Below are 7,120 nucleotides of genomic sequence, written 5' to 3'. Positions count from 1 at the left end.
GGGGGGTGATGGCGCGCACGGCGGCCAGGCCCGCCTCGGTGGGGGCGACGAGCTTGGCGCGGCGGTGGGCCGGGTTGTGGCGGTATTCGGCCAGGCCCTTGTCGACGAGCAGGTCGGCGATGCGCTGCACGCTCTGGCGGGTGATGCCCATGGCGCGGGCGATCCCGGCCACCGGCAGCGGCTCGTGCAGGACCGCGCCGAGCACCTGCCACCAGGCGGCGGTGAGACCGGCCGGGCGGGCCAAATACTCGGCCAGGGCGAGGAATCGGGCGTTGAGCCGGAACGCCGTGATGGCGGCGGCGCTCAGCAGTTCGTGATCCGGCGGCTCGCGTCCGGGCAGCTCGTCCCGCCCGGCCGCGGGAGAGGCGGCGCTCATGCCCGGGCGGCCTCGTAGGCCTCGAGCACGGCGTAGGCCTCGGGGTCCTGGTGGGCGAAGACGCGATACCAGGCGTCGAGGATGTGCGGCTCGTAGAGGTCGAGCACGCCGAACACCTCGCGGGCGAATTCGAACGGGGCGGTGCCGGAGGCGGTGACCACGAGGCGGTCCTCGGCGGTGACGGCGGGTGCGGCGACGTAGTTGGCCGCGCCCGTGTAGCCGCTGTGGGCGAGGAACTCGGGGGCGTTGCTGGTGTGCCGCCTGGTGTCGAGCAGGCCCGCGGTGGCCAGGCCGAAGGTGGCGCCGCAGATGGCTGCCACCGGCGTGCCGGCGGCGACGAAGCGCGCGGCGGTCTCGGCGAAGGGGGTGAGCTCGCCAGTGACCCAGGCGTCGGCGCCGGGCAGGATCAGCAGCGCGCCCGCCGCGGGATCGAGTTCGTCGAGGGCCAGGTCGGGGGTGATGCGGGCGCCGCCCTTGGTCGTGATCGTGGCGCGGGCCGGGCCGGCCGTCACCACCTGGTAGCGGCCCGGCTCGCGCTGGCCGGTGGGGTCGTTGACGTGGGCGGTGGCGGCGCCGGTCTCCCAGTCGGCCAGGGAGTCGTAGACAGCGGCGTACACGGGGGTCGGAGACATGCCTGACCTTTCGCTCGAATGACAGCATCCTGTCATTACTGACAGCTTGCTGTCAATCATGCGGGAGTGCGCCACGCCGTACCAGTGGTTCTGTGGCGCGACAACCTCCGGGGCCCGAAAGTGACCGGGTCGAGGTGGAACGGTCAAGATCAGTTCGGCTCACTAAGCTCTTGCGATATGGCCGACACCGCTCCGTCCATCGTCTACATCGCCTCGCCCGAGGGGGAAACCGGCAAGTCCACGGTTGCCCTCGGGGTCCTGCAGATGCTCTGCGCCACCACCGCGCGCGTCGGGGTGTTCCGGCCGATCACGCGCTCGACCGGCGAACCGGACCACATCCTGGAGCTGCTGCTCGAGCACAGCACCGCCGACATCGACTATGCCCAGGCCGTCGGCGTGACCTACGAGGACGTGCACGCCGACCCCGACGCCGCGATCAGCCGGATCGTCGAGCGCTTCCACGAGGTGGCGGCGGTCTGCGACGCGGTGGTGGTGGTCGGCAGCGACTACACCGAGGTGGCCAGCCCCAGCGAGCTGCGGTTCAACGCCAGGATCGCGGTCAACCTCGGCGCGCCGGTGCTGCTGGTGGTGCGTGGCGCCGAGCGCACGCCCGCCGAGATCAAGCATCTGGTCGAGGTGTGCGCGAGCGAGCTGCGCACCGAGCACGCCACCGCGGTGGCCGTCGTCGCCAACCGCTGCGATCCCGGGCAGCTCGACGAGGTGCGCGCCGCGCTGCGCGGCTTCGACCTGCCGTCGTGGGCGCTGCCGGAGGTGCCGCTGCTGATCGCGCCGACCATGGCGGAGCTGTGCGAGGCGGTGAACGGGCGGATGTACAGCGGCGACCCGGAGCTGCTGCAGCGCGAGGCACTCAAGATCATGGTCGGCGGCATGACGGCCGAGCACATCCTGGAGCGGCTGGTCGACGGCGTGGTCGTGGTCGCCCCGGCCGACCGCTCGGACGTGCTGCTCAGCGTGGTGAACGCGCACGAGGCCGCGGGCTTCCCCTCGCTGTCGGGCATCATCATGAACGGCGGCCTGCTGCCGCATCCGGCCATCGCCCGGCTGATGGAGGGCCTCAAGCCGCGCCTGCCGATCCTGACCACCGAGCTGGGCACCTACGACACCGCCAGCGCCGCCTACCGGGCTCGCGGCAAGATGTCGGCGGGCAACCCGCGCAAGGTCAACACCGCGCTGGCGTTGATGGAGCAGTACGTGGACGCGCCGGAACTGCTCGCGGGCATCAGGGTCGAGCGCAGCGACGTGGTGACCCCGCAGATGTTCGAATACCAGCTCATCGAGCGCGCCAGGGCCGACCGCAAGCGCATCGTGCTGCCCGAGGGCGGCGACGACCGCATCCTGCGCGCGGCGGGCCGGGTGTTGCAGCGCAGGATCGCCGACCTGGTGATCCTCGGCGTGGAGAGCGCCGTGCGGGCCCGCGCCGCCGAGCTGGGCGTCGACATCTCCGAGGCCGAGGTGCTCGACCCGCGCACCTCCGAGTACCTGGAGAAATTCGCCGCCACCTACACCGAGCTGCGCAAGCACAAGGGCATGACGCTGGACCGGGCGCGCGAAACCGTCGTCGACATCTCGTATTTCGGCACCATGATGGTCTACGAGGGGATCGCCGACGGCATGGTCTCCGGCGCCGCGCACACCACCGCGCACACCATCCGGCCGTCGTTCGAGATCATCAAGACCGCTCCCGGCGTCGACACCGTCTCCAGCGTGTTCCTCATGTGCCTGGCCGACCGGGTGCTCGCCTACGGCGACTGCGCCGTGGTGCCCGATCCCTCCTCCGAACAGTTGGCCGACATCGCCATCTCCTCTGCGGCCACCGCGGCCCGCTTCGGTATCGAGCCCAGGGTGGCGATGCTGTCCTACTCGACCGGCGAGTCTGGCAGCGGCGCGGATGTGGACAAGGTGCGGGTGGCGACCGCGCTGGTGCGCGAGCGCGCGCCGGAACTGCCGGTCGAGGGCCCGATCCAGTACGACGCCGCGGTGGAGCCGACGGTCGCCGACGCCAAGCTGCCCGACTCCGAGGTGGCGGGCCGGGCGACGGTGTTCGTGTTTCCCGATCTCAACACGGGCAACAACACCTACAAGGCGGTGCAGCGCAGTGCGGGCGCGGTCGCGATCGGCCCGGTGCTGCAGGGCCTGAACAAGCCGGTCAACGATCTGTCCCGCGGCGCGCTGGTCGCCGACATCGTCAACACCGTCGCCATCACCGCCATCCAGGCGCAGGGCTGAGGGACCGGAGGAATGGGTGCAGCGGATATGAGCACAGCCGGTGAGAACTGCGTGCTGGTCATCAATTCCGGCTCGTCGTCGATCAAATACCAGCTGCTGGAACCGGAGTCGGGCGAGGTGGTGGCCTCCGGGCTGGTCGAGCGCGTCGGCGAGGACGACAGCGCCATCGAACACCGGTGCGGCGAGCGGGTGCTCACCCGTGCGGGCCGGATCGCCGACCACCGCGCCGGCCTCGGACTGGTGTTCGAGCTGTTCGACGAGACCGGGTTCGATCTGGCGGGCGCCGGCCTGCGCGCGGTCGGGCACCGGGTGGTGCACGGCGGCGAGGTGTTCTACGAGCCGACGCTGGTGACCGACGAGGTGGTGCGCACCATCCTCGAACTTTCGGACCTGGCCCCGCTGCACAACCCGCCCAACGCGATCGGCATCGAGAGCGCCCGCGAACTGCTGCCGGACGTGCCGCAGGTCGCGGTCTTCGACACGGCGTTCTTCTTCCACATGCCCGCCGCCGCCACGACCTACGCCATCGACCGCAAGGTCGCCGCCGAATACGGCATCCGCCGCTACGGCTTCCACGGCACCTCACACGAGTACGTCTCCGGCCGCGCCGCGGAATTCCTCGGCCGCGACCCGCGGGAGCTGCGCCAGATCGTCTTCCACCTCGGCAACGGGGCCTCGGCCTCGGCCGTGCGCGGCGGGCGGCCGATCGACACCTCGATGGGGTTGACCCCGTTGGAGGGCCTGGTCATGGGCACCAGGCCCGGCGACATCGATCCTGGCATCCTCGGTCACCTGGTGCATTCGGGTGATTTCGACGTCGAGCGCATCGACGAACTGCTCAACCGGGAGTCCGGGCTGAAGGGCATGGCCGGGGTCAACGACTTCCGCGAACTGCGCAAGCTCATCGACTCCGGTGACGAGACCGCGCGGCTGGCCTACGACGTCTACGTGCACCGGCTGCGCCGCTACCTGGGCGCCTACCTGATCGAACTCGGCGGGGTGGACGTCATCACCTTCACCGCCGGCGTGGGCGAGAACAGTGCCGACGTACGGGCGGACGCGCTGGCCGGGCTGAGCGCGTTCGGCATCGAGGTCGATCCCGAACGCAACACCGCGAAGGAGCGTGGCGCGCGGCGGATCTCGCCCGATGGCGCGCCGGTGACCGTGCTGGTGGTGCCGACCAACGAGGAACTGGCCATCGCGCGGGCGGCCAGTCGCCTGGTCGGCGGGAGCTGACACCGCGCGCCCCCACCGGGGCGTTCGGTGCGCGATCGGCCGGTCAGAACAGCGTTTTGGCGCGCAGCGAGTTCGCGAGGTCGACCAGGGCGTAGCGGTGGTCGCGGCCGGGGGCGATGCGGGCCAGGGAACGCAGCCCGGCCTCGGTGCCCTCGCGCAGGGCGCGTTCGGTGAACGGCGCGCCGAGGAAGCTCGCGTCCCGGCGGCGGGGTTTGTTACCCGCGCGCAGCCAGGTCAGGGCGGTGCCGAGGACGATGACGCGCAGCTGCGGCACCCGGCCCTCGCCCGGGGGCAGGGCCGCGATGCGCTCGGCGGCCACGTGCAGGGTGTGTTCGGGCAGTTCGGCGACGGGGGCGGCGGTGATCAGCAGCAGGACCGCGGTCAGGCGGGCGGTGGTGTAGGCGCGGGAAGTGGCCGGGACCTCGTCCAGGGCGCGCACCGCGTCGTCCACCCGGCCCGCGGCGGCGAGCTGGCGGGCCAGGCCGAAGGCGGCGCTGACCATGGCGCGGTCGGTGCGCCAGACGGTCTCGTAGTACTTCTCCGCGTAGGCGCGCCACTGCTCGCGGTCGCTGGAATCCCAGTGCTGGAGCACCAGTTCGGCGGTGGCGGCCAGCGCCAGCTTCGGCGCGATCTCGCCGGGCAGGACCCGCAGCACCTCCTCGAAGCTCGCGAACGCCTCCTCGAACTGCTGGGTGTGCAGGTCGGCCAGGCCGCGCAACCAGTGCACCCGCCAGTCGGCCGCCGCGAGACCGGCCAGCCCGCGCAGCGCCTCGGCGGCCTGCCCCTGGTCGAGGCGGATGCGGACCTCGGCCAGTCGAAGCTCGGTGTGCGCGTTCTCCGGCGCGTGCCCCGGATCGGACTCGACGCGCTCGCGCGCGACCTCCAAGGCCTCCAGCGCCTGCTCGGGGTCGGGTTGCAGAGTGGCGGCGAGCAGGCCCGCCGCCGGGTCGGCCGGGTCGATGAGCGGAACGGGCAGCGCGCGGGCCACATCGGCGGCGCGCAGCCGCACGTCGCGGGCGACGCCGTCCACATAGGCGTCGGTGCCGCTGATCATCTCCTCGGTGCCGAAATTGGCGCGCTGGGGACTGAACACGGTGGACAGCTGGGGATGTTCCTCGCCCGTCTCCAGCGCGAGGATCTCCCGCAGCACGCCCGCGGCCTGCGCCGACATCACCCGCGCGGACGGGAACCGCCGCGCCGGGTCGGGGTCGGTGGCGCACAGCAGCAGCCGGTGGAAGAACTCGTAGCGGGCGAGCACCGGCGTGTCCGCCGGATCGGGAATGCCGTCGGCGTAGTAGCCGTCGGCCATCGGCAGATCCAGGGTGAGCACCGCGAGGGTGCGGCCGACGGTGTAGATGTCCGAGGCGACGGTGGGACCGGTGGCGGCCAGCTCGGGGGCCTGGAAACCCTTGGTGCCGTAGAGGGTTCCGTAGGCCTCCAGCGGGGTGACCGCGCCGAGGTCGATCAGTTTGACCTGGTCCTCGGTGACCATGATGTTGTCCGGCTTGAGGTCGTTGTAGGCCAGGCCGATCGAATGCAGGTAGTCCAGCGCGGGCAGGATCTCCAGCAGGTAGGCGATGGCCTCGGTGACCGGCATGCGCTCCGGGCGCGGGTGGTCGTCCAGCAGCGAGCGCAGCGACCGGCCGCCCACGTACTCCATCACGATGTAGCCCACCGGCCGCCCGTCCTGGCCGGGATGTTCCACGAAATTGTGGATATTGACGATGCTCGGGTGCGCCACCTCGGCCAGGAACTGCCGCTCGGCCACCGCGACCGCCTGCGCCTCGGCGTCCCCGGCGTGCAACAGGCCCTTGAGCACCACCCAGCGGTCGCTCACATTGCGGTCGATCGCCAGATAGATCCAGCCGAGGCCGCCGTGCGCCAGGCAGCCCTGGATCTCGTACTGCCCGGCCACCATGTCACCGGCGCGCAACGATGGCCGGAAATCGTAGGCGGCGCCGCAATGTTCGCAGATGCCCACCGAGGTCGCCGGGGACACCGCCGTGGCGCGGCCGACCGGTTTCGCGCACCGGCCGCAGTAGCGCCTGCCCTCGCTGACCACCGGGTCGGTGAGCACCGCGTCCATCGGGTCGGCGGGCGGGATCGCCGGGACCGGGACCAGGCCGCCGCCGAGCCTGCGCACGGTCGCCCGGGAACGGGAGGTGCGCACGCTGCGACCCGAGGCGGTCGGCATGGACGCCGGGCTCGCGCCGGAGGATTCGCCGGAGTCGCCGGAGGGACGGGCCGCCCGCCGGTCGGCCGGTGGGCGCGGCAGGTAACCGGTGGGCGGAGGCGCGAAACCGGTCGGCGGAGGCGCGGAACCGGCGGGCGCGTGGCCGGATTCGGGGCGGGGGACAGCGCCGGTCGGGGGGACGCGCTGGGTGCCCGGACGTGGCATGGCCGCGGTTTCCGGGGCGACGGGAGGCCGGCTGGGCGGTGCCGCGTCGGCGTGCTGGGCGGTCACCTCGGCAGGCGGTGTGCTCGCATGCGGCGGCGCGGCGGCCGTTCGCGCGGGCGCGGATTCCGGCGCGGGAGTGCCTGCGCGCAGCGGCTCGGTGCGGGCGTCGGCGTGTTCGTCCTGGTCGGCCGGGCCGGAGGGGAATCGCGCGTCGGGGTGCGGGGTGCGGGG

At 72.3% G+C, this 7,120-nt stretch carries 5 protein-coding genes; 2 read left to right on the top strand and 3 right to left on the bottom strand.

All coding sequences use genetic code 11. The features are described 5' to 3' along the window. Together QH283_RS15900 and QH283_RS15895 are read right to left on the bottom strand one after the other, a co-directional pair. Positions 1-376, bottom strand: a 376-nt coding sequence (locus QH283_RS15900; RefSeq protein WP_280503764.1) for a MarR family winged helix-turn-helix transcriptional regulator, incomplete at its 3' end; no start/stop codon positions are given. Continuing rightward, a complete protein-coding gene (locus QH283_RS15895) occupies positions 373-1,008 on the bottom strand; it encodes a DJ-1/PfpI family protein (RefSeq protein WP_280503763.1) in 636 nt (211 codons plus the stop codon). The genes QH283_RS15895 and QH283_RS15900, both read right to left, overlap by 4 nt. 177 nt (positions 1,009-1,185) lie before the next feature. Here QH283_RS15895 and pta point away from each other — a divergent pair, with 177 nt between their 5' ends. Together pta and QH283_RS15885 are read left to right on the top strand one after the other, a co-directional pair. After that, on the top strand, positions 1,186-3,255 hold the full coding sequence (gene pta / locus QH283_RS15890; RefSeq protein ID WP_280503762.1) for a phosphate acetyltransferase: 2,070 nt from the start codon (positions 1,186-1,188) through the stop codon (positions 3,253-3,255). A gap of 27 nt (positions 3,256-3,282) precedes the next feature. Then, on the top strand, positions 3,283-4,491 hold the full coding sequence (locus tag QH283_RS15885) for an acetate kinase (RefSeq protein WP_280503761.1): 1,209 nt from the start codon (positions 3,283-3,285) through the stop codon (positions 4,489-4,491). 43 nt (positions 4,492-4,534) lie between these two features. Here QH283_RS15885 and QH283_RS15880 read toward each other — a convergent pair whose 3' ends face one another. Beyond that, positions 4,535-6,889 carry a serine/threonine-protein kinase gene (locus tag QH283_RS15880; protein WP_280503765.1) on the bottom strand — a complete coding sequence of 785 codons (2,355 nt, stop codon included), beginning with the start codon at positions 6,887-6,889 and terminating at the stop codon, positions 4,535-4,537. Between the last annotated feature and the right edge of the window lie 231 nt (positions 6,890-7,120).

This window comes from Nocardia farcinica (assembly GCF_029867845.1).
Taxonomy (GTDB): Bacteria; Actinomycetota; Actinomycetes; order Mycobacteriales; family Mycobacteriaceae; genus Nocardia; species Nocardia farcinica_A.
This window is presented reverse-complemented; position numbering and strand designations above follow the sequence as displayed.

What these genes read in the sequence shown, in the direction of transcription:
- pta (WP_280503762.1), top strand. Translation starts at nt 1,186, where the DNA reads ATGGCCGACACCGCTCCGTCCATCGTCTACATCGCCTCGCCCGAGGGG.
- QH283_RS15895 (WP_280503763.1), bottom strand. Translation starts at nt 1,008, where the DNA reads ATGTCTCCGACCCCCGTGTACGCCGCTGTCTACGACTCCCTGGCCGAC.
- QH283_RS15885 (WP_280503761.1), top strand. Translation starts at nt 3,283, where the DNA reads ATGAGCACAGCCGGTGAGAACTGCGTGCTGGTCATCAATTCCGGCTCG.
- QH283_RS15880 (WP_280503765.1), bottom strand. Translation starts at nt 6,889, where the DNA reads ATGCCACGTCCGGGCACCCAGCGCGTCCCCCCGACCGGCGCTGTCCCC.